The sequence below is a fragment of the Streptomyces sp. TG1A-60 genome (assembly GCF_037201975.1).
Lineage (GTDB): Bacteria > Actinomycetota > Actinomycetes > Streptomycetales > Streptomycetaceae > Streptomyces.
The window spans coordinates 1,404,185-1,429,967 of the sequence record NZ_CP147520.1 but is presented as its reverse complement, the minus strand read 5'-3'; the positions used below and the strand labels follow the sequence as shown (position 1 = coordinate 1,429,967).

Sequence of the window (25,783 nt, the reverse complement as noted above, 5' to 3'; positions counted from 1 at the left end):
GGCCCGGCCGGATCGCGTCCCTCCGGCCCGGCCGGTGAGAGAGGCGGCCCAGGCCGGGGTTCGCGCCGCTGGTGCCGCGGAGCCACGCGGGCAACTCGGTGGACAGGCCGAAGGCGGTCGGTGGTGCACGGCATCGTGGTCTCGCCCGGGCTCAAAGCGATCACCCGGAGTGCTCACCAGCAGAACCCGGACGCTGGTCCGGCCAGAACCGCCGCCGGCAGGCCTGCTGAGAGACGGCCGCCGAGCACTGCGACGTCGTACGCCGGGTGAGCCCTGGCATCGTGGTTTCTCATGCCCCGAAGCCTGGCCAGGCCGACTGGAATCTGCCTGGAACCCCGGCCGAACGGCTCGGGATGTGCTGGCCAGCCGTGCTCGAGGGCCGTTCCGGACAGCCCGCGGAGGGTGGTCGCACACCGTTCGCCCGGCGGTCCGAAGGGATGACTGGCTTCGGCACGGCATCTCAGTACACCGACGCCGTGGCCATCGTGGGCGTGGGATGGCGCTTGCCCGGCGGCGGATCGGGAGCCGAGCGGCTGTGGCGGCTGCTGAAGGACACCACCGATGTCGTCACCGAGGTGCCGCCGGACCGCTGGCACATCGGATCTTCGGGGGCGGCAAGCTGGTCAACGGCTACCTGCAGAGCAAGCGGGCGGCCGAACGGCTCATCCGGCACGCTCGGGCGCGGGGCATCGCGGTCGACGTCCACCGGCCCGGCTCCCCAACGACGAACCGACCGGCCAGTCTTCAAGTGGATTTCCGCCGAAGTGCGACTCGCCAGTGATGTGATCCGGACCGGGCCTGGTGTTCCCGGACCGGCGGAGGGGTACGTGATGCTCGGCAAACCACCGCAGTACAACGTGGCCGCTCCCCGAACTCCCCGTGCAGCGTCGGCCTCAGCTCCGTTCCGGGTGTCCACCCGGAACGGGACCGCTTGCCAGAGGAGGAGTCCCACTGGCGCATCTTCCGGTTCCCGGACATCGCGCCGCAGTTCGCGGACGCGGTTCCGGCCCGGAAGCGTTCGGCTCCAGTCACTCCTCCCGGTAGACGGTGGCCACCGCTGATGCCCGACCTCGCATGCGTCCGGGTTCATCGACGCCCTGTACGACCACATGGCCGGGGCGAAGTGCGTCGTCAGGTATTTCGGCCTCGCCGAGCGCGGACAGAGGCCAAGGCCAAAGCCGTGGGAAAGAAGCTGTTCTGAGTCGAATTGGAGGAATTCCCATGTCTTCTCTGACCGAGGCGGTGCTGGCCGGTGCGGACCCGGAAGAACTGCAACGGGAGAATGTCCCGGACGAATACCTTGCCGCCCACCTTCGCAAGGAAGATGTGGGCATCTTCACGGGGGTCGAGGACAAGGACGTCCGGAAGTCGCTCCACGTGGGCACGGTGCCCATGCCGGAACTGGCCCCGGACGAGGTGCTGGTGGCCGTGATGGCCAGTTCCGTCAACTACAACAGCGTCTGGTCGGCCATGTTCGAGCCGATCCCGACCTTCACTTTCCTGGAACGCTGGGGCAGGGAGGGCGGCTACGCCGCCCGGCACGACCAGCCCTACCACGTCATCGGGTCCGACGCCGCCGGCGTCATCGTCCGCGTGGGCTCCGGCACCCGCAGGTGGCGGGTGGGCGACCACGTCGTGGTCAGCCCCGGACAGGTCGACGACCAGGAGCCGATGACACACTCCGACGGCATACAGGGAAGCGGGCAGCGCGCCTGGGGCTTCGAGACCAACTTCGGTGGGCTGGCGCACTACTCGGTGGTCCGGGCGAGCCAGCTCCTGCCCAAGCCGGCCCATCTGACATGGGAGGAGGCAGCCGTCAACCTGCTGACCGCAGGAACCGCCTACCGAATGCTGATCAGCCACCGGGGGGCCCAGATCAAGCTCGGCGACGTCGTCCTGATCTGGGGAGCGGCCGGCGGCCTCGGCGCCTACGCCGTCCAACTGGTCAAGAACGCGGGCGGTATCGCGGTCGGCGTGGTCGGCTCGGAGGAGAAGGCACGGCTGGTGCGGGCCCTCGGTTGCGACGTGGTGGTCAACCGTGCGGAGATCGGCCTGCACGGCGACACCGCGCCCGAGGACGCGATCACACTGGGCAAGCGGCTGGGCAAAGTCATCCGCAGGGAGACCGGTGAGGATCCCCATGTGGTCTTCGATTTCGTCGGCAGGGCTACCTTCGGGATCTCGGTGTTCGTGGCCCGCCGCGGCGGCACGGTCGTCACCTGCGGATCGAGCACCGGCTACCAGCACCAGTACGACAACCGCTATCTGTGGATGAATGTGAAGCGCATCGTGGGCAGCCATGCCGCGAACCTTCAGGAGATGGCGGAGTGTAACCGGCTGTTCAGCCTCTCGAAACTGCTTCCGGTGCTGTCCGACGTTTATCCGCTCGAGGAAACCGGCGCGGCGGTACGCCTGGTGCAGCAGAACCGGCACGTCGGAAAGGTCGGAGTGCTCTGCCTGGCCCCTCGCGAGGGACTGGGCGTGACGGATCCCGAACTGAGGGCGAGGATCGGGGAGAAGCGGCTCAACTTGTTGCGGAATCCCGACCGGAATCCCGCCCGCAATTGAAGTCGTGCCTGACCCGGAACCCGACATGAACGCGGAATCCCGTCCGAAGGAGAACCTCCCTCCATGCTTTCCCGCCCCATAGGAATCCTGAGTACGGGTTCGTATCTTCCGAAGCAGGAGGTGAGCAACGCCGAGGTCGCCGTACGCGTCGGAGTGGAAACCGAATGGATCGAGCGCAAGACACAGATCAGGAGCCGGCGCTACGCGGCACCCGGCGAGGCGACGTCCGATCTGGCCGCCCGCGCCGCGGCCGAGGCACTGGATCAGGCCGGTGTGTCGGCTGGCGACGTGGACTATCTGATCGTCTCCACCTCGACGGGGGACTCACCGCAGCCTCCCACTGCCTGTCTCGTGCAGGACCTCCTGGGTGCCGCTCGTGCCGCCTGCTTCGACATCAACGTGGTGTGCAGCGGCTTCGTCTACGCCCTCGCGTTAGCCCGTGCCCTGGTCGCCCAGCGGCCGGAGAGCCTTGCCCTCGTGGTCGCCGCCGATGTGTACTCCCGGTGTCTGGACTTCTCCGACCGCCGCACGGCGGTGCTGCTCGGCGACGGCGCCGGGGCGGCGCTCGTCGGCCGGACGGGGGACGGGTACGGGTTCGTCGACTTCGAACTCGCCAGCCGCGGTGATGCCCAGCGGCTCATCCGGGTGGACGCGGGCGGCAGCCGGCTCCCCGCATCCGCCGAGACCCTCGCCCGGGGTGACCACTTCTTCCGCATGGACGGGCGGGGGGTGCGGGACTTCGTGATGGAGAACTTTCCGCCCTTCGCGCGGCGCCTGGCCGAGAGGACGGGCATCCCGCTCAGCGAGGTGCGGCACTTCGTTCCGCACCAGCCCAATGGCGTGCTGCTCTCCCAACTCGTCGAGGTCGGCGGTCTGGCCCACGCGCACACCCACCGCACGCTGGAGCGCTACGGGAACACCGGGAGCGCCTCGGCCGGGGTCACCCTGGACGACGCCGCCCGCGCGGGACACCTGCGGCCCGGCGACCTCGTCATGCTGGGCACCTTCGGCGGTGGCATGTCGATGGCGGCCGCCTATCTGCGCTGGGGGGCCGCCGCATGATGCCGACGTCACGCCGCAAGGAAGCGGTCGGACGGGTGGAGCGGGTCGGTGTCGTCGGCTGCGGACTGATGGGCTCGGGCATCGCCGAACTGTCGGCGCTGGCCGGGTACGAGGTGCGGGTGGCCGTCTCCTCGAAGGACTCGCTCGTGGCCGGGCGGAGCCGCATCCTGGCCTCCCTCGACCGGGCGGTTCGCGCGGAGCGGATCGGCGCGACCGAGGGGGATGCCGCGGTGGGCCGGATCTCCTTCACCACCGACCTGATCGACCTGGCGGACCGTCAGCTGGTGATCGAAAGCATCGCCGAGGACAAGGCCGCCAAGGTCGAGCTGTTCGCCCTGCTCGACAAGACGCTGGAGGACCCGGAGGCGATCCTGGCCTCGAACACCTCCTCCCTGTCCATCACGGCCATGGCGAGCGCGACCGGTCGGCCCGGGCAGGTCCTGGGCCTTCACTTCTTCAGCCCGGCGCAGCTCATCCCGCTCGTCGAGATCATCTCCTCCCTGCAGACGGCGGAGTCGGTGCTGGCCCGGGCCGAGGAGTTCGTGACCGTGGGCCTCGGCAAGCAGGCCATCCGGTCGACGGACCGCGCCGGTTTCGTGGTGAACGCGCTGCTGATGCCGTATGTGTTGGCTGCCGTGCGGATGGTCGAGTCGGGTTTCGCCTCCGCCGAGACCATCGACCGCGGCATGACACTGGGCTGCTCCCACCCCGTGGGCCCGCTCAAACTCGCCGACCTGATCGGCCTGGACGTCCTGCGCTCGGTGGCCGACGCCCTCTACGACGAGTTCAAGAACGCGCTCTACGCCCCGCCGCCGCTGCTGACGCGCATGGTCGAGAGCGGACGCCTGGGCAGGAAGGCGGGGCGAGGGTTCTATCACTACGGGTGATCCGAACCCACTGGTGATCGAGGTGGCACGGGCCTTCTCCGTGCCGCGGAAGGAGACGATCCATGACGCAGGTCTGCACTCCCGAGACCTGGCTTACTCTCTACTGCCTGCCGCACGCGGGCGGCAGCGCACGGCCGTACGGCCGCCTGGAGACCGCGGTGCCACGGGGAGTGCGGGTCGTCCCGCTGGAACTGCCCGGCCACGGGACGCGGCTGCGCGAGCGCCTGCTGCGGGACATCGGGCAGGTCGTGACCGAGGTGATCCGTCTGATGGGGGAGGACGAGGGTCGGCCCTTCGCCCTGTTCGGCCACAGTTTCGGCGCACTCGTCGCCTACGAGACCACGAGGCGTCTGCGGGAGTTGGGCACACCGCCCGAACTGCTGCTGGTCTCCGGGCGCACCAGTCCTGTCTGGCCGCTGTCCCACGAGCCCCTCCACATGCTTCCGGATCCGTTGTTCACGGCCGGACTGAGCCGGATGGGCGGCATCCCTCAAGCCCTGCTCGCGAATCCGTCGGTGCTGCAGGTGTACCTGCCGTCGCTCCGCGCCGACCTGCGGATGGTCGAGACCTACGCCCATACGCACAGTGAGCCGCTGGACGTGCCGATCGCCGCCTTCGCGGGGCTCCGGGACCGGCTGACCGATCCGGCGGGCATGGAGGCCTGGGCCGAGCTCACCGAACAGCCCTTCGACCTGACGCTGCTGCGCGAGGGTCACTTCTTCCTCGACGAGCCGGAGTTCCTGACGGCCCTGGCGGGCCGGCTCGGCCGGATCGGTCCACCGGCCGTTCTGGCGGCGACCGAGTCAGGCCCGACTGCGGGACCGGAGCATTGATGGGTACGCCCTCGCGTCGCAACGGCCGAAACGCCGAGTACGTCCAGCACGAGGAAAAGCTCGGCACGCCGAGAGCGCGCACCGGACACCGCGGGGCCCGCCCTGCGGGCGGACGACGGGACTTCCGACACCGGCCCTGGTCGGGCAGTTCGGTCACGCTGCCGGTTGTCGCCACAGGTCCGCACGGTGCGCCGGCGCAGAGGGCGGTGAGCCGTGGCCGAAGCCGCGCGAGGCTTCCCGCCGGAAGACCGGCCCGACGGCCCGGCTGAGGTCATCCAGCCGGATCGGCCTCCCGCCGAGCGGGCCGGGCACGAACGCGGTGTGGGAACCGCACTCGTCGAGCACCCGCCCGGCCTCGGTCGGCACCTGGCCGCGCTCGTCGACGGCGAGCCGCGTGGCGTGCCCGAGAGCGCCCGCGGCGAACGGCGGGCCGAAGCACCGCTCGAGATCGACGACGTCGGGTGTGGACCGGTGCAGGGGACACGGGGGCCCCGGAGGTCCGCCGGCACGTGGCGGTGGACGGCCCCGGTGGCCCCGGGCAGCCTCAGGCGGCGGTCGTCCGGCTGGTCAGCCGGGCCGCGGTGGCGCTGTGGGATGTGCCGAAGCTGCGGTGGTCGGCAAACTCCTCGCCGGACAGCACCGCCTGGTGGAGCCGCTTCAGTCGTTGCGAGGGTTCCAGGCCCAGTTCCTTCACCAGGGCCGAGCGCAGTCGCTGGTAGGCCTCCAGGGCCCGCCACGCGCCGCCGGACCGGTACAGGGCCGTCATGAGCTGCACGCAGAACGTCTCGTGCATGGGGTGCCGGGCGGCCAGCACGGAGAGTTCCGGGACGAGTTCGCCATGGCGCCCGAGTCCGAGGTCCGCGTCGATCCGCCGCTCCAGGACGGTCATCCGCTTCTCCTCCAGTCGGACGACGTCCAGCTCCAGAACACGGCCCACCTTCACATCCATGAGCGTGGGCCCGCGCCAGAGCCCGAGCGCCTGGCCGAGGAGTCGGGATGCCGTGGGCTCGTCACCCGCCTCGAAGGCTCTGCCACCCGAGGCGGCCAGCTTCTCGAATTCCTGTGCGTCCACCCGCTCGGGCTGGGTCCGCAGGAGATACCCACCGTGAAGGGTCACCAGTACGTCCTTCGCCTCCACCGCGTCGCACTCCAGCGCGGCGGAGAGCTTGCGGCGCAACTTCAGGATGTAGGTCTGCAGTGTCGTGACGGCGCTGCGCGGCAGTTCCTCGCCCCAGATCTCCTCCATCAGGGTTGGCGCGGGGACGACGCGATCGGCCTGTAATGCCAGGAGTGCCAGGATTTGGCGGGGCTTGGTGGCGCTGGGGGCGAACGACGACTGTCCGTAGGTAGCTGTGAACGGCCCCAGAACCGTGATGTCCGTCATTCGGACTCCTCTGCTCCTCTTGCGGAACCCCCCGTGCCTTGAAGACTGGCAGGATCGTGCCGTGGGGCCCAGTGATCCATTCACGAGTTTGCATGTGAATAAGTCATGTCGTGCCTCAAGTGGCCGAGCGGCCTCGGAAGGCCTGTGCCCGAGGGCCGGACGGCATCTGGCCCAGGGCTTCGGCAGTCATGTGGCGTCCGGTTCATGACGGGCTGTCGGTGGCGACCACGGAAACGGGAGGCGGCGCGGCTTCCAGGATCATGGAGCTCTCGACGCCCCGTGATCCGACCGGGAGACCGCACCTGCCGACGCATCATCGCGGATACCGCCTGCCCTTGGCCAACTCCGCCAGCACGGAAGGCCGCAGACAACGCGGTACCGGACCCGTGTGATCCCCGCGGCGTCCGGCGTGCCCTGGCGGTCGTGTACGCGCTGACCGCTTGTGCGGTACCGGCCGGGCGACCTCGTGCCGGCGGTCGGCCAGTGGATCGCTGACGGGCAACGGACCAAGGCCGCCACCGTGAACAACCTGCTGTTTGCCGGGGCCCGGAAGGCCGCCGTCAAGACGATCTACGCCGTCACCGGCCTGACCGTCGCACAGGCCACTCCGCGGCGCTCGCACGACTGACCGCGACCACGGGACCGGCGAATCGCTGCCCCACGTCCGCGCCACCACCTTCGCCGAGGACGCCTCCCGGCTGCGGACCGGCAACGCACCCGGCGCGATGGCGCCTGGCCATCGGCGCTGTGCAGCGAACCGGCGCGATCGGCATCGCGGCAGGACTCCGGCGAAACGCCCGCGACTCCGGACGGCTTTTCGTACTTCTCGGTGCGGGTGATAACAAACCGGACAACGGTCCGACTATGCCGAAGCCCTGGCTCCTTTCCTCTAAATGGAAAGTGAGATCGTTCATGAAAGCTGGGGGAGACTTTAGTGTTCAAGAATCTTGACACGATGGCTGGGTCTGCCATCATGGGTTCATGATCGCTCCCTGCTCATCGCCCCCCCTAATTTCATGTTGGATTTATCGCTGTGGGGCGCATCGCGGAATCAGAAAGTTGTGTTTACCACCGGCTCGGGCGTGGCGAGGGCGGGCGGGGCCCGACGGGGCGGAGAGGGTGCCGGGTGCAGAGACGGTTGACCTGGCCCCTCGCGTATGTGCCGCTCTTGCTAGGGGGGGTTGGGGTGCATACGCCGTCAGTGGTGTATGCCGCATTCAGGTCTGCCCTGGGCGGTTTGGACGCGTGCCGCGGGGGAATGGAGTTCGCGAGGCGGAGCAGAATGCCGGGTCGCCGATGCTCGAGACCTGCCGAAGACAGAAGGGGAAAGCCGAGAAGGAAGGTCGGAGCGCATCCTCGACTTTTGTCTCCGTGTTATTCCTGCGCTCTGATTGCCTCATTCAGGCGCGAAAATCCACGCCTCACCAGCCGCCTCTCGCTGCGGCCGTCCCCAGGTGAACGGAAATGGCGTTCGTATGTCATGGGTGTCGAATTCAGACGGGGGCCGGACCGTGCGCGGCCGGAGTGAGGAGACGAAATGTGGGTGCTCCTCGGAGCAGTGGAAGGCGCGTCGGCGCCTCGCGCAAGACGGTCCCGGGAGTGCTGGGGAGTGGTCGCCGGACGGACAGGACCGGCAGCCGGACCATGACATCCCCATGTACTGGACGACCCGGATCGTCACCGTCGTCCCACTCGGTCATCGCCTCCCAGGGTGTCATTGACGCGGTGACCGGACCCAACCCGCGCCCCTCATCGCCCTCTTCGTGCTCGTGTTCGCCGTTCAGACGGCGCGGGGTCCGGCTCGTCCGGTCCCGGGTCGTCGTCGGCGCTATGGGCATCGCCTGGGCGGAAGCGCCGTTCCACACAGCTGTCCCGTGCGCCGTGTGCACGCTGCTGACGGGGTGGATGACCTGGAGAGCCGCCATCGTCCTGAAGGGGGAGCCGGCCCATCGACGGGTTCCGGCAGAAGCGCACCGCGCCCGTCAGGAGACCGCGGCGATTCCGGACACCTCACGCCAGGCCCTCACCGACCTGCGTGTGGTCGCCAGGGACTACCGGTACTCCATGTCGTTCGCAGCCGACCACGACCGGCCGGACGCGGTGCTCGAAGCCGTCCAGACCATCGTGTCGAGAGAAGAGACCGCCAACGTCATCAGGCACAGCGAGGCCGCGAAGTGCCACGTCACGGTGACCGCGTCCGGCAGCACCGGGCGACTCGTCATGGTGAACGACGGCGTCGTCCGTCCGCCGCCGGACTCCCCGGCGTCCACGGGCCGGTCGATCCCGGAGCACGCCCGGCGGAGTCCGGTGGCCGAGCGGGGGCACCACTGCGGCCTTCGCCCGGTCAGTCGGCCGCTGCCGACAGCGACGGGGCAGAGCAGTGCACCGGCTGGAGCCGGAGCGCATGGAACGACACGAAAGTACGCGATCATGCACACCAGAATCCTGCTCGCCGAGGGCGTCCATCTGGTCCGCGGCGCACTGGCCGCCCTGTTAGAGATGGAATCGGATCTGCTCGTTGTGGGCGCGGTGAGCCGGGTGGACGACATCGTACCGACCGCTCTGGAAACCCGGCCCGACGTAGTGGTACTCGACATCGACGTTCCCGGTACGGACGGGCTCACCGCGGCGGCGGAACTCCACGAGAGACTCCCGAGCTGCCGCACCCTGATCCTCTCCTCCTCCGACAGCCCGGGCCTGCTGCGACGCGCGCTTGCCGCACATGCGCGGGGCTTCCTCGTCAAGGACGCCCCGCCGGGCCAGCTCGCCAAGTCGGTGCGTGCAGTCGCCGCCGGTCAGCACGCCATCGACGCCGAGCTGCTGCTGAACGCCTGGAACTTCCAGCAGAAGCCCCTCTCGGCCCGGGAGACGGAGGTCCTGCGGCAGGCTGCCCGGGGCGCCGACGTCTGCGAGATAGCCAACAGCCTCTGTCTGACCGAAGGGACCGTCCGGAACTACCTGACCTCCGTCGTCTCCAAGCTCGCTGCGCGGAACCGGATCGACGCGGTCCGGATCGCCTACGACCAAGGCTGGTTGCCCTGAGCCGGGCGGCGGGTGTCTCCGCGGCCCACCGGTACAACGGCGTTGCATCGGCCGTCGTGATCTCGAGGCGCTCCAGGAGTTGGACATCCCGGCGCTGTGGGGCGGCGGTGTCCATCGACGGATACGGCTACGGCCGCAGCCAGGCGGCGCACGGTGTCGGCGACCGCGATCGCGCCGGGCGCGTCGGGCTCGATGAGTGTGTAGTGGCCGATGTCGGGCAGAGCGACCGTCTCCAGGTCGTCGTGCACCGCCGCGTAGTCCGTGAACTGCGACAGAGGCACCTCCTCGTCGACCGCGCCGTGCAGCAGCACGGTCCGTACGCCCGTCGTTCGCGGCCCCTTCAGCAGCGTCAGCGGATCGGCGTACTGCATCCGCGCCTCGAACAGGCCCGATCCGCCAAGGAGTTGTAGCGCCGCGTCGTTGCTGAGACGGTCCCGGCGGGTGGCCGCGAGGTCGGTCAGCGGGGCGAGGGCGAGCACGGCGGGTGGGAGGGACGTCGTGTGCCAGGGCGAGTCGGCGGGCAGGAGGGCGCGGGCCGCGCACCACAGGGCGAGATGGCCGCCGGAGCAGTGGCCGGCCAGGACGTACGGTCGGCCCTCGGGCAGCGTGTCGACGATCCGGGCGATGTCGTCGAAGGTCTCCGGATATCCGCCGGCACCCCCGGCCCGGCGAAAGCCCGGCAGCAGCACGGAGAAGCCCCGTTTCGCCAGCCAGGAGGCGAACGGCGTCAGATGCATCCGGTCGTAGCGCCAGTACCCGCCGTGCAGCAGCAGCACCAGCGGTGCTTCCGGGTCCTCGGCGGGCCAGGCGTCGTAGACCTGATGAGGATGGTCACCGTACTTCCCGTGCACCGGGGCGAGGACCGGCTTCAGGCTCAGGACGCGCTGCTCCTCCTCGGCCGCGAAGGCCGAAATCTCCCTCATGAAGTGCTCCTTGGGACTGACGCCCTCTTGAAACGGCTGGAAACGGGCTGGGGATGCGCGAACCGGTCGGTCTACAGGCCGAGGCGGACGCCGCCGGTCGCGTTGAGCCACTGGCCGGTCACCCAGCGGGCGTCCTCGCTCGCGACGAAGGCGACCACGTCGGCGATGTCAGTCGGCTGGCCGAGCCGGTTGAACGCCGAGTACGCGGAGAGCGCCTGCCGGATCTCCGGGTTCTTCAGGGTCGGGTTGATCTCGGTCTCGGTGAAGCCGGGGGCGACCGCGTTCACCGTGATGTTCCGCGGAGCGAGCTCGAGGGCGAGGGACAGTGTCAGGTGGTCCATGGCCGCCTTGGTCATGGAGTACGTCATGATCGCTGGGTACGCGAAGCGCGTGGCCCCCGACGAGATGTTGATGATCCGGCCCCCGTCCCGCAGTCGGCCGATGCCCTGCTGGAGGATGAAGAACGGGGCCTTGGTGTTGACGGCGAAGACGCGGTCGTAGTCCTCCTCGGTGACATGTTCGATCGTCCGCGGAAGCGTGATGCCGGCGTTGTTGACCAGGATGTCCAGGCCCGGTTCGGCATCCGGGGCGTACACGGCTAGCTCGCGGTCGAACGCGGACCACAGGGTGGTCGCGTCACCGGGGACGCCCAGTTCCGCGTGGATCGCGAACGCCCGGCCGCCGTCCGTCTCGATCTCCTTGACGGTACGGTCCGCCGCCGCCGCGTCGTGCCCGTAGTGGACGGCGACCAGCGCCCCCTCCCGCGCCAGCCGCCTGCTGACGGCTCGCCCGATGCCGCGGCTGCCTCCTGTGACCAGCGCGGTCCTGCCCTGGTGTCGTCCGGTGCCTGCCAAGGTCGTCTCCTTGTTCTGAATGAATGAAGGTCTTGCGAGGTGGGTAGCGGGGGAACAGGGTCGGCTCATCCGGAGGCGGGGCGCAGCGCCTTGGCGACCACGGAGCCGATCACGGCCATGGGCGCGGGTTCGGTCATCGTGTAGTGGCCGCACGGCACGGGGTGATCGGTCAGCGATCCGTCGACGTACGGCCGCCAAGCGTCCGCCTTTCCGGCGGCCAGCGCGAGATCGGCGTCGTCGGTGCGGGCGTCCTCGGTGGCGGTGAAGAACAGCACCTCGCCTCGGTAGACGCCGGGACTGAACTGCGGTGCGATGCGCAGATTGTTGCGCATCACGTCGGCGATCGCCGTGGCCTCGGCACGCGACACCGGAGCCGTCGCGTCGCCATCGACCGGGACCGCGCCGATACGCGCCAGTACGCTGTCGACGTCCGGGATCGCGGTGTCCGCGTCGACCGGCAGCCCCGCCACCCGCATCAGCAGCCCGGCCACCTGCCGCTCGACCTGCTCCGGGACGTAGCGCATGCCCCGGGTCTGCGGGGCGTCCAGCATGGCCAGCAACTCGACCCGCTCGCCCTGCTCCTGGAGCGCGCAGGCCATGGCGTGCGCGACGAAACCGCCGTAGGACCAGCCCAACAGCCGGTAGGGACCCCTGGGCCGGACCTCTCGCACGAGGTCCACGTACGACGCCACCATGGACGCTGCGTCCGGCGCGGGCGGGCGGGTGCCGTCGAGGCCGTGCGCCTGGATGCCGAACACCGGCTGGTCCGGGCCGAGCTGGGGGAGCAGTCCGGTGTACCGCCAGGCGACGCCGGCGCCGGGGTGGATGCAGAACAGTGGCGTCTCGGCGCCCTCGGAGCGCAGCGGCAGCAAGGGCCCGAGCGCGGCGGAGGACGGGCCGCCTCGCTCGCCGACCGACTCCAGCAGGCCGGCGACCGTGGGAGCGGCCAGCAGCGAGCCGCCGGCCACGTCCAGCACACCTGTCGCCCGCAGCCGACCCGCGAGGAGCACGGCCCGCATCGAGTCGCCGCCGAGGTCGAAGAAGTTGTCGTGGACGCCGATGCCGTCGATACCCAGATGCTCCTCCCACACCTCGGCCACGGCCCGCTCCCGCTGCGTGCGCGGTGCCACGTGCTCGGTGGTCAGCAGCGGACGGGGCGTCCGCCCGCCCCGGGCGTCCACGGCCCGCTCCCGCTCGGCCGCCCCCGACCCGGTGTGCGCGCCCGGGGCGTCGATCCAGTGCCGCCGCCGGTCGAAGGCGTACCCGGGCAGCCGCACCCGGCGTGGCGGCCCGGCGGGATCGACGGCGTGGGGCAGCGCCGGGTCGACACCGGCGGCCCAGAGCCTGCCGAGCGCGCCTGCGAGGACGAATCCGTCGGGCGCGTCGGCTTTCGCGTGCCGCATGGTCGTGACCGTCACCGGGTCCTCGCCCTCCAGCGCGGCGCGGGCCAGCTTGGTCATGCTGTCCCCGGGCCCGATCTCCACCATCACCGGCCGCCCGTCCGCCCACAGCGTTCCGATGCCGTCGGCGAACCGCACGGTGCGCCGCGTGTGCTCGACCCAGTGCCGTACGTCCGTCGCCTGCGCGTCGGTGATCCAGGCGCCGGTGACATTCGTGACGTACGGGATCCTGGGCGCGCGCAGCCGCAGGGTGCGCAGACGGTCGGCAAAGGTCTCGAGGATCGGGTCGAGGACGTGGGAGTGGGCGGCGGCGGGGATACGCAGTCGGCGGAACGGCATGTCCCGGCGGGTGAGTTCGGCCTCGAGCCGGGCCACCGCGTCCGCCTGTCCGGCGACCGTGCAGGCCGCGGGGCCGTTCACCGCCGCCAGTGACAGGTCCGGGCCGAGCAGCGGCGCGACGGCGTCCGCGGAGGCGGCGACGCCGACGGTCGCCCCGGCGCAGACGGAGATGAGCCGCAGACGCTCGGCGACCACCGGCAGCATCTCGTCGAGATCCATCACTCCGGCCAGACAGGCCGCCGTGTACTCGCCGAGCGAGTGCCCGATCAGTGCGTCGGGGCGCACCCCCTGCTCCATGAGCGTCCTGGCCAACGCGTACTCGGTGATGACCAGCGCGAGGAAAGAGGTGATGCCGCCCGGCTCGACCCGCTCGAACAGAGCGGTGCGCAGATCGCCCTTGACGACCGGCCGCAGGACGCGCGCGCACTGGTCCACGACGTCGCGGTAGACGTCGTCGTCCCGGTACAACTCGGCCCCCATGCCGACGTACTGGGTGCCGCCGCCGGGCAGCAGGAACGCCACCCGCGGCGGATCGTCGGGCACCGGGCCCACCGGCGACTGCGGGGCGCGCAGCGCGGCCACGGCCTCGGCGGGGGTCGTGGCGCTGACGGCGAGCCGGTGGCGCAGGGCCGGGCGCTCGGTGCGCAGGGAGTGCGCGACGTCGTCGAGCCGTGGCTCGGGGTGGACTTCCAGATGGCGGGCCAGGGCCTCGGCCTGGCCGCGCAGCGCGCCGGCCGTGCGCGCGGACAACGGCAGGACATGCCGCCGGGACGTTTCGGCGGGCCGGGGCTCCGGTGTGGAGGCCGGTGCCTCCTCGAGGACGACGTGGGCGTTGGTGCCGCCGATGCCCAGGGCGCTGACCGCCGCCCGGCGCGGATGACCGGCGTCCGGCCACCCCTCCAGCTCGGTCGGTACCCGGAACGGACTCGACGCGAAGTCGATCAGCGGGTTCGGCGCGTCGAAGTGCAGGCTGGGAGGTATCTGCCGGTGTTCGAGGGCGAGTACGGCCTTCACGACGCCGGCGATGCCGGCCGCCGCGCCGAGATGCCCGATGTTGGTCTTCACCGAGCCCAGTGCGCAGAACCCGCGTCGGTCCGTGCTCTGCCGGAACGCCTCGGTCAGCGCCGCCACCTCGATCGGATCGCCGATCCGCGTGGCGGTACCGTGCGCCTCGACCAGCCCGATCGTGCCGGCGTCGATGTCGCCCTGCACCTGCGCGGCGAGGATCACCTCGGTCTGGCCGGCCGCGCTGGGTGCGGAGAACCCGACCTTGCGGCGCCCGTCGTTGTTGACCGCCGAGCCCCGCACCACGGCCCGGATCCGGTCACCGTCGGCGAGCGCGTCCTCCAGCCGCTTCAGTACGACCAGCCCGCCCCCGTTGCCCGAGGAGGTGCCGGCCGCCTGCGCGGAGAAGGCCCGGCAGCGCCCGTCCGGCGAGAACGGCCCGTCCTGCACATGCCGATAGCCGAGAACCGCCGAGGGGTTGAGGAACACCGCCCCCGCGAGCGCCAGGTCACAGCGGTAGTCCAGCAGGTCCTGGCACGCGGTGTGCAGAGCCACCAGCGCCGTGGAGCACGCCGTCTGCAACGACAGACTCGGCCCGGTGAGCCCGAGTTCGTAGGAGATCCGGGTGGCCAGCGCGCCGAGCGAGTTGGCCGTGGCCGCGTGCACCAGCGCCATCGACCCCGGCTGCCCGGCGTACCGGGGATGGATGTGCGCCGGGTAGTAGCGGCTGTCGCCGGCGCCCGCGTAGACGCCGGTGGTGACCTCCTGCGCCTCGCGCACCTGTCCCGCGTCCTCGAGTGCGTGGTACGCGGTCTCCAGCAGCAGCCGCTGCTGCGGGTCGACGACAGCCGCCTCGGTCGGACTCATGCCGAAGAAGTCCGCGTCGAAGAGGTCGATGCCCTCGACCACGGATGCCATCCGGATCAGGGCCGGGTCGTCGAGGTCCTTGGGGTCTCCGCCCGCCGCGAGGAACTCCTCGTCGGTGACCGGCCGTACCGCCTCCCGGCCCGCCGCCAGGTTCTTCCAGAACGCGTCGACGTCGTCCGCGCCCGGGAAGCGTGCCGCCATGCCGATCACGGCGACGGCGGGGACCTCCTCGTCCGGCTCGGTGGTGGGCTCAGCCATCGGTTCGGTCCTTCCGTTCCCGTACGGCGCGACGGGCGCCGCGGGCCGTACGCTGCCGCTGCGCCTGCTGCCTGGCCAGGCCCAGGCCGGTGGGCCGCTCGGGCGCGGGGGCCGCCCCGGCCTCGGCGGCGCCGACTCCGCTCTCGGCCAGGTGCCGGGCGAGCGCCCGCACTGTCGGATGCGCGAACAGGTCCACCACCTTCAGATCGCATCCCAGTTCCTTGTTGATCGCTGCCTGCGCGCCGACCAGGAGCAGCGAGTTGCCGCCCAGACCGAAGAAGTTGTCGTCCCGGCCGACCCGGTCCAGGTCCAGCACCGCGCACCAGATGGCGGCGAGTCGTGTCTCGAGGCGGCGACGCGACTCCTCGCCCGCTTCCGGGGCTTCGGACCGGTGGACGGCCGTTCCGGCCGACCGCAGCACCCACGCGTCGCCCTCCGCGCTCCGGGCCGCCTCGCGGTACAGCGCGCCGAGGTCGGTGCCCTCGTCGAGGGCGACCCGCGCCGTGAGCCGCCGCACCTGTCGTACCGGGCCCACGACGTGGCTGCGCACCCACGGCGCCGTACGGTCGGCGCCGATCAGTACGTGCGGCTCGTCCAGGGAGAGCGCGAAGTCGAACGAACGCACCGCCGTGGCCGGGTCGAGGACCCGATAGCCCCGGGCCTCGGTCAGCGAGGCGAGTTCGTAGCCACGGCTCATGCCACGCTCGCGCCACATGCTCCACGCCAGGCTCTGCCCGGGCAGCCCCAGGTGACGGCGGTGCACGGCCAGCGCGTCCAGGAAGGCGTTGGCGGCCGCGTACGCGGAGTTCATCGCGCCGCCGAACCAGCCGTTGACGGAGGAGAAGGTGACGAAGGAGTCGACCGGGTGCTCCGACGCGACCTCGTGCAGCGCCCAGGCCCCCCGCACCTTCGCCGCCAGAGCCGTGCGCCAGCTCTCCGTGTCGAGCTCGCTCACCGGCCGCTCGTCGAAAGCACCGGCCAGATGCAGCACCGAGGTCAGGGGCACGAGCCAAGCCTCGCCCGCCTCGCGTACGGCTGCCCGCACCTGCGCGGTGTCGGTGACGTCGGCCCGCGCCCAGCGCACGTCCCCGAGCTGTTGGAGCCGCCGCAGCTCGTCGCCGGGCGTACCGCGGCCGAGCAGCAGCAGCTTCGTACCGGGTGTCCTGAGCAGATGCTCGGCGATCTCGATGCCCACCCCGCCCAGGCCGCCGCTGATCAGGTGGAAGCCGGCCGTGGACGGCTGGGCGCGCGGCAGCGGTTCGGGCAGGGGTGCCAGGCGGCGCACATACCGGTGGCCGTCCCGGTGGGCGACCTCGGCCTCCACGGACGCGGCCGTCAGCTCGCCGAGCAGCGTGTCCACGTCCCCGCCCGGCGCCAGGTCGACATGCACACCCCGCAGCCAAGGCTGCTCCTCACGCAGGGACTTGAGCAGACCCACGGTTGTGGCGTGGTCGCAGCGCGGCCGGTCGTACGGCGTGAGGGCGTGTGCGCCGGCCGTGGCGAACAGCAGCGGCACCGGGCGCCTCTTGTCATGCCGGACGATCAGCGCACGGACGAAGGCGAGCAGGGATTCGGCGTGGTCGGCGTGGCCGGCCGAGCCGAATGTGATCACGGCGTCGACCTCGCGCCCGTCGGCGCCGAGCCGTTCCAGCACGGCGGCGAAGTCGCCGGCCTCAGTGGGCCGTACGCGGTAGGCGGCGGCGTCGATCCGCTCGTACGCCGACCCGTCGGTGACCACCGTGCACAGCCCGCCCGCGGCCCGCAGCCGTCCTGCCACGCGTGCGGCGGCCTCGGGATCGTGCCCGGCCAGCACCAGGACGTGCCGCCCCGCCGCTGTCAGCGGCGGATGCAGGGCGTCGGCCCGCTGCCACACCGGCCGCAGGAACCAGTCCGGCAGTGTGGCCGCGCCGCCGAGCAGTAGCTGCGCCTCGCGCATCGCCTCGTCGAAGTCGCCTGCCTCGAAACCCTTGCGGAGCTTGGTGCGCTGGATCTTCCCGATCTCGGTCTTCGGGATGTCCTCGGTGCCGACGGGAATGAGGAAGGCCGGGCTCACGCCGATCTCCCGTGTCACCTTGCCGCCGATCTCCCGCAGGGCGGCGGCCGGGTCGTGGCCGTCGGCGAGATGGAAGTAGAGGGCGAGTTCGTCGGTGGTCGTTGACGGATCGGAGCGGACCGCGACAGCGGCCGTGAAACTCCGTACGACACAAGGGAGTTCCTCGACGCAGGACTCGATCTCGTGACTGAAGTGGTTGACGCCGTTGACGATGATGACGTCCTTGGCCCGGCCGGTGATGTACAGCTCGCCGTCGCGCAGGAAGGCCAGGTCGCCGGTGTCGAACCAGCCGTCCTCGGTGAACGACTCCGCGTTGGCCTTCGCGTTGTCGTGGTAGCCCCGGGTCACCGAGGTCCCGCGCACCTGGAGTCGCCCGACGTCGCCCTCGGCCAGGACGGTGTCCCGGTCGCCGACGACCCGCATGGCGAACCCGGGGTAGGGCAGCCCGCAGCTGACGAACGACTCGTCGTGGCCCGGCGGTTCGGCGGGCAGCACGCTGTCGGTGACCACCGAGCAGGTCTCGGACATGCCCCAGCCGGGGTGCATCACGTCCTGCGGCAGCCCGAACGGGCGCAGCTCATGCACGAAGCGGCGCGCGGCCGAGGCCACGACGACCTCGCCGGCGTTCATCACGAGCCGCATCGGCGACAGGTCCCAGGTGCGGCCCTCGAAGCGGTGCGCCTGGTCGGCGAAGAGTCCGAAGGCGAAGTTGGGCGCCCAGGTGACGGTGACACGGTGCCGGTCGGCGAGGTCGGCCCAGCGCAGCGGGTCCTGGAGGATCCAGGAGGTCGGCGCGTGGACCTGGCGGCAGCCGAGGTACACGTCCCGCAGGTGGAACATCACCACGCCGGTCACATGGTCCAGCGGGATCCAGTTGAGGCTGACGTCGTGCTCGCCGAGGCCGTTCATCGCCTCGGTGGCCGCCGACCGGGTCAGAACGCCCCGGTGGGTGATCCGCACGGCCTTGGGCAGGCCGGTGCTGCCCGAGGTCATCAGCATCAGGATCAGGTCGTCCGGTGCCGCTTCGTGCCAACCGCGGTCCTCGGGCGCCTCGCGCAGTACGTCGGCGGTGGTCAGCCGCGGCCCCGGCCAGCCGTCCCGCTCGGCGAGCTGCCGCAGGCCGGGCGCGTCCGACGGCGAGGCGACGATCCACGGCCGGTCCAGCATCCGCCAGATGCCCTCCAGCTTGGTGACGGCGGCCGAGGGGGTGGTGTAGGAGGCGGGCACGGTCAGGGGCACGGCCACGAACCCGCCGAGGACACAGCCCCACAGCACGGCCACGAAGTCCTCCGTGTCCGAGCACTGGAGGATGACCTGATCGCCGGGACGCAGCCCCTTCTCCCGCAGTCCGGCCAGGACGCGCGAGCCCTCCTCGACGAGTGAGGCATAGCTGCGGCGGGCCTCGCTGCCGTCGGCGCGCACGTGCACGATCTCGCCGTGCGGCCCCGCCGCCGCGCGGGTGAGGGCTGCCGCCCAGCTCGGGACGGACGGTTCGGGCAGGGGCGGGCCCGCGCTGAGAGCGGGGACGCGGCCGGACCGCGACCCGGGCCCCGGGGAGGTCTCCGGCCGGAGCCCGGTCCGCGGCGGCCCGGCGTGGATCCGGCCCAACTCCTCCGGGAACTCCTCCAGTTCGACACTCGCCCCGCGGACTCCGGCGAGCCCGGCCAACTCCCGCTCCCAGCGGGCGGCGGCGGTTCGGTCGACGGCGGGCAGCGCACGCAGGGCGGCGATGTCCAGGGCGCCTTCCGCGGTGCGCGGCAGCCCGTTCACGGCGATGACGCGCGTGGCGTCGAGGGAGTGCTCCACCTGGCCGGGCGCGGTCTCCCGCCCAGGCACCACATACAGGGCCGGCGCGCAGAAGGCCTCGCCGGGCGGCAGCGCGACCGCGTCACGCACACCGGCGACCTCCAGGGCCACGGCGGCCAGGTCATCGGGCAGGCTCTGCGGCCGGGGCCCGCGTGCGGGCAGGCCGCTCACTCGTAGCGCCGGATCCGCGCTCACGGCATCGAGAGCGGCGGACAGTGCCTCCGTGAAGCAGACGGCGGTCTCCGGGGCGAACAGGTCGGTGGCGTACTCGACATGGAGGTCCAGGCCGTCGGGCGCGCCCTGCGCGTCGCGCCGTTCCATGACATCCACGAAGAGGTCGAACTTGGCGGTGCCGGTGGCCGTGGGACGCAGTGGGGTGCGCTGGTCGCCGAGTCGGAGCACGGCCGGTTCGTTGTTCTGCAGGGCCAGCATGACCTGGAACAGCGGATGGCGGGCCGGGTGCCGGGGCGGGTTCAGGTCGTCGACGAGCAGGTCGAGCGGTAGGTCCTGGTGGTCCAGTGCCGCGAGGTCGAACCGCCGGATCCGCGCGAGCAGTTCGCGGAAGTCGGGGTCGTTCGAGACGTCGGTCCGCAGCACGAGTGTGTTGGTGACCAGCCCGATGACGTCGTCCAGCGCTGCCTCGGAGCGTCCGGCCACAGGCGTGCCGATCGCCAGGTCGGTGCCGGCGCCCCAGCGGGACAGCAACGCGGCCACGGCGGCGTGCAGGACCATGAACAGGCTCGCGTCCTCGGCGTCCGCCAGCCGCTCCAGCCGCTCGTGCAGCGCCGCGTCCACGGTCGCCGACACACGCGCGCCCGCGCCGCCGGCCACCGCGGGCCGGGCCCGGTCGGCGGGCAGAGTGCTCTCCGTGGGCAGCCCCGTCAGAGCCTCGCGCCAGAAACCGGTGAGCTGCTCCAGTCGGCCGGGCCCCTCGGGCGCGGGAGCCAGAACCCCGTGCTGCCACAGCGCATAGTCGGCGTACTGCACCGGCAGCGGCTTCCCGTGCGGCGCCCGGCCCTCCCGGCGGGCCTCGTAGGCAGCGCTCAGATCCTCCCCCAGGGGCCGCAGCGACCAGCCGTCGGCCGCGCTGTGGTGCAGGACGAGCAGCAGCGTGCGCCGCGCCCCGGTGCCCACGACCGCGGCCCACAGGGGGCTCTCCCGCGTCAGATCGAAGCTGTGCCGGCCCGCCGCGGCGACCTGAGCGTCCACCTCCTCGCCCGGGCAGTCCACGATCCGCAGCTCCGGACGCAGCGTCCCGGGCGGCAGGATCCGCTGGCGCGGACCGTCCCCGTCGTCCGTGAACACCGTGCGCAGGCTCTCGTGCCGGTCCACGACATCGGCGAGCGCCGAGCGCAGCGCCTCCTCGTCGAGGTCGTGCTCCAGCGGGACGACCAGCGGGATGTTGTACGTCGCAGCCGCGCCGTCCAGCCGGTTGAGGAACCACATCCGCTCCTGCGCGGACGACAGCGGCACCCGCTCAGGACGCGTCGCCGCCGCCAGCGGGGGCAGCCGGACCGCCGTACCGGACTCCTCCGTCAGCCGGAGCGCCAGGGCAGCGGGGGTGGGCGTGTCGAAGAGCGCCGTCATCGGGATGTCCTGGCCCGTCTCGGCACGCAGCCTGGCCAGCAGCCGCACCGCCAGCAGCGAGTGCCCGCCCAGGTCGAAGAAGTCGGCGCCCACGCCCACGGAGTCCTCGGGCAGCCGCAGCACCTCGGCGAACAGCCGGCAGACCAGTTCCTGTTCGGGCGTCGTGGCGCGCTGCCCCGCCGCGGCGTCGGTGAAGTCCGGCTCGGGCAGGGCCCGCACGTCGAGCTTGCCGTTCGCGGTCAGCGGCAGCGCGTTGATCAGCACACAGGCAGCCGGGACCATGTGACCGGGCAGCCGCTCGGCCAGGCGGGCGCGCAGCTCGGCCGGGGCCGGGTGGTGTCCCTCGACGGGCACGGCGTACGCGACGAGCCGCGGGTCGCCGTCCGCGGTCCGCCGTACGACGACCGCCGCCGAGGCGACGTCCGCGTGATCGGCGAGCACGGCCTTGATCTCGCCGGGTTCGATACGGAACCCGCGGATCTTCACCTGCTCGTCGGCGCGTCCAGCGTACTCCAGGATCCCGTCGGCCCCACGCCGGGCGAGGTCGCCGGTGCGGTACATCCGCGTGCCGGGCGAGCCGAACGGGTCCTTCACGAACCGCTCGGCCGTCAGCTCGGGCCGCCCGAGGTAGCCGGGTGCCAGACCCGCCCCCGACACATACATCTCGCCGGTCACCCCGGGCGGAACGGGCCGGAGTGCCGCATCGAGCAGGTGGACGCAGAGATCGGCCAGCGGAGTGCCGATCACGCTCGGTCGGCGTGGATCGTCCAGGTGGGCACGGGTCAGGCGCTGGAAGGTGACATGGACGGTCGTCTCGGTGATGCCGTACATGTTGACAAGCGCCGGCGCGTCCAGGCCGTACCGGTCCGCCCACGGCCGCAACCGCTCCACCCTCAGCGTCTCGCCGCCGAACACGACGTACCGCAGGGCCGTTTCGGCGTGCTCGCCTTCCAGATCCGCCTGCATCAGCTGCTCGAACGCGGACGGCGTCTGATTGAGCACCGTGACCCGCTCTTCCCGCAGCAGCCGCAGGAGGTCGCGCGGCGAGCGGCTGACCGCGGACGGCACGACGACGAGCCGTCCGCCGTGCAGCAGCGGACCCCAGACCTCCCAGACGGAGAAGTCGAAGGCGTACGAGTGGAAGAGCGTCCACACGTCGTCCGCGCCGAAGTCGAAGTGCTCGGCGGACGCTTCGAACAGCCGCAGCACATTGGAGTGCGGAACGGGGACGCCCTTGGGGCGGCCGGTGGAGCCGGAGGTGTGGATGATGTACGCGATGTCGTCCGGGCCCGTGGGTCCGGTGCGGTCCGCGTCGGTGAGGTCGCCGGGCGGGCGTACGGCGAGGTCCCCGTCGGTCTCCGGGCTGCCCAGGACGACGGTCGGCGCCGGTATCGCGGGAAGCGCCCCCACGGTTGCGGTGTCGGTGACGAGCACGACCGGTGGTACGTCCTCGGCGACGAGCCGCAGCCGCTCGGCCGGGTGACCGGTGTCCAACGGCAGATACGCGGCCCCCGTCTTCAGCACGGCGAGCAGCGCCACGACGAGGCGCGTCCCGCGAGGCAGCGCGAGCGCGACCACCTTGCCCGGTCCCGCACCGCGCTCGACGAGCAGTCGCGCCAACCGGTTGGCGTCCGCGTTGAGTTCGGTGTAGCTGTGTTGAACCCGCTCGTAGCTCACCGCGGTGGCGTGCGGAACGCGGGACGCCTGTTCCTCGAAGCGCCGGGTGAGGGTGCCCGTGACGCTGTAGGCGCGCCGGGGCCGGGTCTGCGGTTCCTCGCCCGGCAGCAGCAGTGATACGTCGGCGAGTGCCGACTGCCCGTCTGAGGACGCGAGTTGGTCCACCAGGAAGAGGAACCGCCGCAGGTGGGTGTCCAGTTCGGCCTGCTCGTACGCCGCCGGATTGGCGTCGAACGCCAGCCACAGGCCGCCGGCCTCGGCTCCCGGGCGCACGCTGATCTGCAGGTCGTCGACCGCGCCGCCGGAGAGGTGGTGGGAGGTCGAGGGGTGCCCGGCGAACGTCAGGTCCTCGGCGAACGGGACCATGTTGACCACCGGTCCGTGCACGTTCCGCCCCGCGCCCATGAGACCCAGGTCGCGGCGCACGAACTCGCCCCGGTACTGCTGGTGCCGGCGCAGCGACCGCAGCTCCTCGGCCACTGACCGCATCAGATCGCCCACCGGCGCGGTGGGGGAGACGGGGACGCGCAGAGGCAGGATGTCGGAGGCCGTGCCGGGCGTGCGCAGCGAGGCCGAGCCGATCCGGCTCAGGGTGGCCAGGCCCAGGACCAGATCGTCGGCGCCGGTCATGCGGTGCAGATACGCGGCGACGGCACCCACCAGCAGGTCGGTGCGCGAGACACCGAGGCGGGCCGCCGCCGCGCTGAGCGCCTCGGTCTCGGCGGGTGTGAGGTCGTGGGTGCAGCGCAGGAAGGGCGCCTCGGGCGGGGCCGTGCGCTCGGTGAGACGGACCGGGTCGGGCAGACCGGCCAGCCGGGATGCCCAGTACGCGCTGTCCCGGTCGTGATGCTCGGAGGCGAAGTAGGCGGCTTCCTCGGCCTGGAGCCGGGCGACCGGCTCGAAGCCGGCGGGCTCCGGCTCGCGCCCGGCGGCGAGAGCGGTGTACGTGTCGGCCAGCCGACGGGCCACCAGCTTGTAGCTGTAACCGTCCAGCAGGATGTGATGGGCCCGTAGGAACCAGATGAACCGGTCCGGCCCCAGTGTGATCAGCGCGTGCGAGAACAGCGGCCCCGCGACGAGGTCGGTCGCCGTCGTCAGGTCCCGCCGGATCCAGTCCTCCGCCGCGGCCCGTGGAGCGGGCTCGGCACTGACATCGACACGGTGCAACGGCCAGTCGTCCGGGTCGCCGGCCGCGACGCAGCGGGGGCCGTCCGGGGTCTCGACGAAACGCAGCGCGAAGGTGTCGGCCTCCCCGACCGTACGGCGCAGCGCGGCCTCGAACAGGCCGGCGTCGATCGGGCCGTGTATCTCCACGTACTCGCCGGTGTTGCAGGCGGCAGGGTGCGTCGCCAGCCGCCCGGCGAACCACAGACCCTCCTGGGCTCCCGACAGCGGGCGATGTTCGTGCTGCTGGATGGACATGGCACCAACCCCTCAATGACGAGCGGGATTCACACGAATCACCCGTTGGATGCTGTCGAATGGGGAATATGGGCAGGCGGCGATCACCTTGCGCCGCCCCACAGTGATCGATCGGGAGTCGGCCAGTCAAGGCGCTCCAGGGAGGCTCAAGTGATGCGCGAACAAGACTCAAGGTAACTTCTCACGCGCTGCTTCCGGGTTTGGTCGAAGGGAATTGGTCTGAGGCGCGACGCCCCGAAGCACCTGCGGTACCTCGGACTCTCCTTGAGTCGCGCTCGACTGTTTCCTCAAGGTTCCGGATTCCGTCGCGCCCGCTCCAGGGGCCGCTTTATCCTGCCGCGTGAGCCGGTCATTCAAGTGAATATCACCGGCAAGTTCGACGAGCAGAAAGGCTGTTTGCATGCGACGCACGCTGTGCCCCGTGGAAAACCTTTACGTCGCCCAGCGAAGCAGGGCGGTCCTTTCCTGCGCCCTGGACGGTCCCGTCGACTCGGCGGTCCTGTCCGCGGCGTTCGAGGCGGTCACGGCGGAGCAGCCGCAGCTGCTGACGCACATCGTCCCGGACGGCGACGGCCACGCCCTCGAATCTCTCCCGGAGGCCGAGCGACCCCGGCTGCGGACGCGTACCGGAGACGGGCAGGCGTATCAAGAGGAGCTCAACACCCCGCTGACGGTGGGGGGTCCGTTGGCCCGGGTGGTCCTCGTGAGCGACCCCGACGAGGAGCGGCACACCCTGGTACTGAGCATCGACCACGTCATCACCGACGGACACAGCGGGATCACCCTGCTCAACACCCTCTGGGACCGCTACCGGGAGCTCATGGGCGGCACCCGGGCCCCGCGCACGCCCGTTGCCGAATTCCCCGGGCCCATCAGCACACTGCTGCCCCGCTCGGACGCGGCAGAGACGGCGAAGTACCTGGAACAGCGTGTGGAGAACGTCGGCCGCCGCCCGGTCGAACTCGTCCCGTACGACGTGAAGGCGACGGAGGAAACGCCCGAGGAGCCCCACCGCATCGAGGTCCAGCGGCTGCTGCTCGACACCGAACCGACCGCCGGGTTGCGCGAGCGGGCCCGTGTGGAAGGTCTGTCCGTGCACGCCCTGATCAGCGCCGTCCTGCTGCTTGCGGCCCGCCGGCGCATGGACGGCACGGATCCGCGCGTCCTGAGCTGCGTGTCACCGGTCGATCTGCGCTCGCGTCTGTCGCCGCGGGTGCCCGCCACGGTCATGGTCGCCGCGGTCACCATGCATCTGCAGGCCCTGCCCGTCGGCGAGGACACCGACGTCCTGGAGCTGGCCCGTGAAGTCGGCGACGGCATGCGGGACTTCCTCGACCGCGGCGACCACTTCCGGGAGATGCGGATCATGCCGTCGGCCCCGCGGCATCCGACACTCCACCTCGGCACGGTCATCGTCACCAACATGGGAGCCGTGTCCGGCCCGCGCCTTCCGGAGGGCACGCGGATCACCGACGTACGGCTCGTGCCCGCCCGCGAACACTACTTCCCGCAGGCCGGCCGCAGCCCGATCATGGCCTGCGTCACGACGTTCGACCGCCGTCTCGCCATCGAGTTCCCGCACCACACCGCCTGCTTCAGCCGGCTGTTCATGCGCGAGCTGGGCGACGAGGTCCACGCGAGCCTGCTCGCTCTCGCCAAGTCCGACGAGGAGCGGCGCTCCGACGCGACTGCCTGACACCGCGTCGCTTTCAAACGGCTGAAGGCGCAGGGCGTCTGCTCCGACGTGGAGGATGGGCCGGGCCCCTTCAGGGGCGGGCGGAGGGGCACGGCCTCGGCCGCGCCCCTCGACTCGTTC

At 71.3% G+C, this 25,783-nt stretch carries 11 protein-coding genes and 1 pseudogene; 6 read left to right on the top strand and 6 right to left on the bottom strand.

Annotation, left to right across the window (positions count from 1 at the left end; translation table 11 throughout):
• Positions 1-460 precede the first annotated feature (460 nt).
• A complete protein-coding gene (locus WBG99_RS05690) occupies positions 461-706 on the bottom strand; it encodes a hypothetical protein (protein WP_338895259.1) in 246 nt (81 codons plus the stop codon).
• Between the two features lie 515 nt (positions 707-1,221).
• Between WBG99_RS05690 and ccrA the strand changes: the two genes are divergently transcribed.
• The 4 genes from ccrA to WBG99_RS05670 all read left to right on the top strand — a co-directional run bounded on the left by ccrA (position 1,222) and on the right by WBG99_RS05670 (position 5,350).
• Positions 1,222-2,568: a crotonyl-CoA carboxylase/reductase gene (gene ccrA, locus WBG99_RS05685; RefSeq protein ID WP_338895258.1), complete on the top strand. Its 1,347-nt coding sequence runs from the start codon at positions 1,222-1,224 to the stop codon at positions 2,566-2,568.
• A 63-nt stretch (positions 2,569-2,631) separates the two neighbouring features.
• A complete protein-coding gene (locus WBG99_RS05680; RefSeq protein WP_338895257.1) occupies positions 2,632-3,630 on the top strand; it encodes a ketoacyl-ACP synthase III in 999 nt (332 codons plus the stop codon).
• Positions 3,627-4,517, top strand: coding sequence for a 3-hydroxybutyryl-CoA dehydrogenase (locus WBG99_RS05675; RefSeq protein WP_338895256.1), 891 nt, complete (start codon positions 3,627-3,629; stop codon positions 4,515-4,517). The genes WBG99_RS05680 and WBG99_RS05675 overlap by 4 nt, the downstream gene beginning before the upstream one ends.
• Before the next feature lie 62 nt (positions 4,518-4,579).
• Positions 4,580-5,350 (top strand): alpha/beta fold hydrolase, encoded by a 771-nt coding sequence (locus WBG99_RS05670; protein ID WP_338895255.1) that lies wholly within the window; start codon positions 4,580-4,582, stop codon positions 5,348-5,350.
• A gap of 544 nt (positions 5,351-5,894) precedes the next feature.
• Here WBG99_RS05670 and WBG99_RS05665 read toward each other — a convergent pair.
• Positions 5,895-6,734, bottom strand: a complete 840-nt coding sequence (locus tag WBG99_RS05665) for an AfsR/SARP family transcriptional regulator (RefSeq protein ID WP_338895254.1) — start codon at positions 6,732-6,734, stop codon at positions 5,895-5,897.
• Between the two features lie 2,430 nt (positions 6,735-9,164).
• Between WBG99_RS05665 and WBG99_RS05660 the strand changes: the two genes are divergently transcribed.
• A complete protein-coding gene (locus tag WBG99_RS05660) occupies positions 9,165-9,776 on the top strand; it encodes a response regulator transcription factor (RefSeq protein ID WP_338900232.1) in 612 nt (203 codons plus the stop codon).
• A 131-nt stretch (positions 9,777-9,907) separates the two neighbouring features.
• Here the strand turns inward: WBG99_RS05660 and WBG99_RS05655 are convergent.
• From WBG99_RS05655 to WBG99_RS05640, 4 genes and pseudogenes are all read right to left on the bottom strand, one after another.
• A pseudogene (locus WBG99_RS05655) lies at positions 9,908-10,699 on the bottom strand (alpha/beta fold hydrolase); the annotation flags it as partial.
• A gap of 71 nt (positions 10,700-10,770) precedes the next feature.
• Complete coding sequence (locus WBG99_RS05650; protein ID WP_338895253.1) at positions 10,771-11,553, bottom strand: SDR family oxidoreductase; 783 nt, start codon at positions 11,551-11,553, stop codon at positions 10,771-10,773.
• A gap of 65 nt (positions 11,554-11,618) precedes the next feature.
• Positions 11,619-15,422 (bottom strand): beta-ketoacyl synthase N-terminal-like domain-containing protein, encoded by a 3,804-nt coding sequence (locus tag WBG99_RS05645; RefSeq protein ID WP_338895252.1) that lies wholly within the window; start codon positions 15,420-15,422, stop codon positions 11,619-11,621.
• Entirely contained in the window at positions 15,415-23,967 is an 8,553-nt protein-coding gene (locus tag WBG99_RS05640) for an amino acid adenylation domain-containing protein (protein WP_338895251.1), read from the bottom strand. The genes WBG99_RS05645 and WBG99_RS05640 overlap by 8 nt, the downstream gene beginning before the upstream one ends.
• A 400-nt stretch (positions 23,968-24,367) precedes the next feature.
• Between WBG99_RS05640 and WBG99_RS05635 the strand changes: the two genes are divergently transcribed.
• Complete coding sequence (locus tag WBG99_RS05635) at positions 24,368-25,663, top strand: protein kinase (RefSeq protein ID WP_338895250.1); 1,296 nt, start codon at positions 24,368-24,370, stop codon at positions 25,661-25,663.
• The last annotated feature ends 120 nt before the right edge of the window (positions 25,664-25,783 follow it).

What these genes read in the sequence shown, in the direction of transcription:
- ccrA (WP_338895258.1), top strand. Translation starts at nt 1,222, where the DNA reads ATGTCTTCTCTGACCGAGGCGGTGCTGGCCGGTGCGGACCCGGAAGAA.
- WBG99_RS05680 (WP_338895257.1), top strand. Translation starts at nt 2,632, where the DNA reads ATGCTTTCCCGCCCCATAGGAATCCTGAGTACGGGTTCGTATCTTCCG.
- WBG99_RS05675 (WP_338895256.1), top strand. Translation starts at nt 3,627, where the DNA reads ATGATGCCGACGTCACGCCGCAAGGAAGCGGTCGGACGGGTGGAGCGG.
- WBG99_RS05670 (WP_338895255.1), top strand. Translation starts at nt 4,580, where the DNA reads ATGACGCAGGTCTGCACTCCCGAGACCTGGCTTACTCTCTACTGCCTG.
- WBG99_RS05665 (WP_338895254.1), bottom strand. Translation starts at nt 6,734, where the DNA reads ATGACGGACATCACGGTTCTGGGGCCGTTCACAGCTACCTACGGACAG.
- WBG99_RS05660 (WP_338900232.1), top strand. Translation starts at nt 9,165, where the DNA reads ATGCACACCAGAATCCTGCTCGCCGAGGGCGTCCATCTGGTCCGCGGC.
- WBG99_RS05645 (WP_338895252.1), bottom strand. Translation starts at nt 15,422, where the DNA reads ATGGCTGAGCCCACCACCGAGCCGGACGAGGAGGTCCCCGCCGTCGCC.
- WBG99_RS05640 (WP_338895251.1), bottom strand. Translation starts at nt 23,967, where the DNA reads ATGTCCATCCAGCAGCACGAACATCGCCCGCTGTCGGGAGCCCAGGAG.
- WBG99_RS05635 (WP_338895250.1), top strand. Translation starts at nt 24,368, where the DNA reads ATGCGACGCACGCTGTGCCCCGTGGAAAACCTTTACGTCGCCCAGCGA.